This is a genomic window from Idiomarina sp. ST10R2A5 (genome assembly GCF_051842325.1).
GTDB lineage: Bacteria > Pseudomonadota > Gammaproteobacteria > Enterobacterales > Alteromonadaceae > Idiomarina > Idiomarina abyssalis.
This window is the reverse complement of the sequence record NZ_JBNIEX010000023.1, coordinates 1-837: the sequence shown is the minus strand read 5'-3', so window position 1 is coordinate 837 and position 837 is coordinate 1. Positions and strand designations below refer to the sequence as shown.

At 47.6% G+C, this 837-nt stretch carries 1 protein-coding gene; it reads left to right on the top strand.

Annotation, left to right across the window (positions count from 1 at the left end):
- Window positions 1–837: IS3 family transposase (locus tag ACP7FG_RS12980; protein ID WP_439226624.1), on the top strand; the 837-nt coding region annotated here is incomplete at both ends.

Here is an 837-nt window from a genome sequence, read left to right as displayed (position 1 = left end):
GGGATATATTAAAAAAGGCCGCAAAGTACTTTGCAGGCGAGTCCGAGTAAAGTACGCCTTTATCCGTGATCATCAAAATCAGTTCTCTGTTTCAGCCATGTGCCGGGTGTTGAAACTGAACCGCAGTGGTTTCTATGCCTGGCTAAAGAAACCTTTAAGCGATCGAGCCATAGAAGACGCGAGACTTTTAAAACGCATCAAAGCGTTCTTCATTGCCAGTGGCGGCACTTACGGCAGCCCCTGGATCCACAAAGACTTACGTGAAGCTGGTGAAAAATGCAGTGTCCATCGTGTTGCTAAGATCATGCGATTCAATAAGCTCAGAGCTCAAATCGGCTATAAGCGCCGGCATATCAAAGGCGGTAAGCCTGGCCGAGTGGCAGACAATGTCTTAGAGCGGCAGTTTAACCCGAAAGCGCCGAATACTTCGTGGGTAAGCGACATTACCTACGTGCGCACTTACGAGGGCTTCCTTTACGTGGCAACGGTTATCGACTTGTTCTCCAGGCGCGTTGTTGGCTGGTCAATGGACAAAAATATGGATAAACACCTGGTTATCAAAGCATTACTGATGGCGGTTTATCAGCGACGCCCGAAAGAGAAAGTTCTGGTACACAGCGATCAGGGCAGCCAATATGGCAGCTCTGATTACCTGGCATTCATGAAAGAGCACAACCTAATACCATCGATGAGCCGACGTGGGAACTGCCACGACAACGCTGTTGCTGAAAGCTTTTTTGCCACATTTAAAAAGCGGGTCATCCGGAAGAAGATTTACCCGAACAGGAACGAAGCGAAGACTGAGATATTTAATTTTATCGAGATGTTTTACAATCC